Source organism: Galbibacter marinus (genome assembly GCF_000300875.1).
Lineage (GTDB): Bacteria > Bacteroidota > Bacteroidia > Flavobacteriales > Flavobacteriaceae > Galbibacter > Galbibacter marinus.
In genome coordinates this window covers 1-2,232 of sequence record NZ_AMSG01000055.1, presented here as the reverse complement: position 1 = coordinate 2,232, position 2,232 = coordinate 1, and the positions used below count along the sequence as shown (strand labels likewise).

Here is a 2,232-nt window from a genome sequence, read left to right as displayed (position 1 = left end):
TGGCTATTTCGGAGTAATGACGCCACCTGTTTCGGTCAAACTGCGCCACTTTGAAAGATCATACAATGATATAAAAAATTTAAGCTTTAATACTATTCAACTTTCCCTTTCTTAAAGATTCTCCAGTATTTAAATCTATTCGATGTGATGAGTTTACAATTCTGTCGAGTAATGCATCAGCTTGCGTACCATCTCCACCAATGATCTCATACCAAGCAGAGACTGGTATCTGGGTGGCTATTATTGTTGATTTTCTGTTATACCGATCATCAATAATATCCATTAAAGCGTCTCTGGCATGGTTATCAAAACCTTGGAGACCAAAGTCGTCCAAAATCAGTAAATCGGTCTTTAGTATTTTTTCCAACTCTTTTAAATAAGTCCCATCTACCTTACTAAGCTTTAGTTTTTTAAGTAATCGAGCCGTATTGGTATACATGGTTTTATATTCCATTATACAGGCTTTGTGTCCTAAAGCTTGAGAGAGATAGCTCTTTCCAGATCCACATAGACCACAGATGATGATATTCTCTTTTCTCTCTATAAAATCCAAGGTTGCAAGACGTATGAACATATTTTTATCCAAGTTGCGGTTATGGGTGTAATTTACATCTTCCAAAGTGGCTTGTTGGCGGAAGTTCGCTTGTTTTAATAGTCGATCGATCTTCCGATTTTGTCGATCCTCCCATTGATGATCAATAAGTATTGCTAAGTATTCATCAGCCGTCATGTCACTATGCCCGTTACTTTTCACATGTTCATAGTGCAGCTCGGCCATGGCTCTTAGCCGCATTTGTTTTAGTTTTTCAATGGTCTGATTGTTATTCATATTGTGTGATTTTAATTAATTATTTATTTATCATTTGTAATAGGAAGCTCCTCTTATGTTTTCATGTTCTGGTATATGGGGTCTATCTTCTTCTAGATCTTGATAAAATAAGGAACTTTTATCCTGATTGTTTTTTAAGATATTTTGGATATGCCTATAGCTAACCGCACCAGCCTCTAGTGCTCGTTTACAAGCATTATCCAATCTTTGGGAACCATAACCCTTATGGAGTTGGATTACACCCATTGCACGCTTATAGCCAATCTCAGGGTAATCTCCGTTTTCAAGGATTTTTTTGACGCAACCAAGAACATGCTTACCATGGACACTAGCTTTCTTTTTAAAAAAATCAGGACTCCAGTCAGAGTAAAATTTATGGGTGCTGCTAAGATGTTCTGAGTTGGTGTTATAATGTCCGATAACGGGGTTTCGTCGATGGATGGCTATTCGCTGATGGTTATAATACACTTCCACTGCACTGTTAGTGTAATGGATCATAGTCTCCTTTCCGATATACCGGTATGGAACGCTGTAGTAGCTTTTATCAGGAGAGAAGTACACATAACCCATCTTTTGCACCTTAGCTCTTCGGTAATCTTTAAGTTCATAGGTAGTAGAAGGCAAAGGCTTTAAATAGGCTCGTTCTACCGACTGAAAAAGCTCCTGCCGACTGGCCTGTTTTCTTTTAAACAATAGGCTATTGTAGCTTTCAAGTAAACGTCTTATTTCTCGATTTAAATCCTGCAAAGAAAAGAAGGTTATATTGCGTAAAGGATAGTAAATCCGTTGATAGGCAAGTTGTACCGCGTTCTCAACAAGGGCCTTATCTTGCGGTGCATACCCACGGGTAGGATTGATTACACAATTATAATGATGGGCAAATTCCTTAAAACTTCGGTTAATATCTGCTTCGTATTTACTAGCGCGTTTGACGGCTGATTTGAGATTGTCAGAAACAATGGCTTTAGGAACACCCCCGTAAAAGCTCAAAGCGTTGGCACAACAATGAATTAGATCACCGCGTTTCTGGCTTTTACAAGCCTCGACGTAGGTGTAGTGGCTATTGGGGAGGATGGCGACAAACACCTCTACTTCCTTGATTTCTCCAATATCCCGCTCAACAATATGAAGTTTTTTACCAGCAAAGTCAATGTATAATTCGTGGCCAGGTTCATGATTAAGCTTCATAGAACCTTTAACCTTTGCGTATTTACGATGGTAATGTTCCATAAATTGCGTGTAACTATAGGGGTTCTCTACTTGTTGAACATATTCTTGGTAATGAAATAGAAAAGTAAAACCAGGATGATGTTCAACATCTTTCATTCGCTCAAAATAACGAGACAGATCATCAAATCGCTTATTATCAATTGTGGTATGAGAAGTAAAAAGTGTCTCCAACA

2 protein-coding genes are annotated in these 2,232 nt (G+C 38.2%); both read right to left on the bottom strand.

Annotated features, from left to right (window positions below; translation table 11 throughout):
• Positions 1–79: 79 nt before the first annotated feature.
• Positions 80–829 (bottom strand): IS21-like element helper ATPase IstB, encoded by a 750-nt coding sequence (gene istB, locus I215_RS15510; RefSeq protein WP_008992938.1) that lies wholly within the window; start codon positions 827–829, stop codon positions 80–82.
• 30 nt (positions 830–859) lie between these two features.
• A partial coding sequence (gene istA / locus I215_RS15505) for an IS21 family transposase (RefSeq protein ID WP_040460640.1) occupies positions 860–2,232 on the bottom strand: 1,373 nt, incomplete at its 5' end.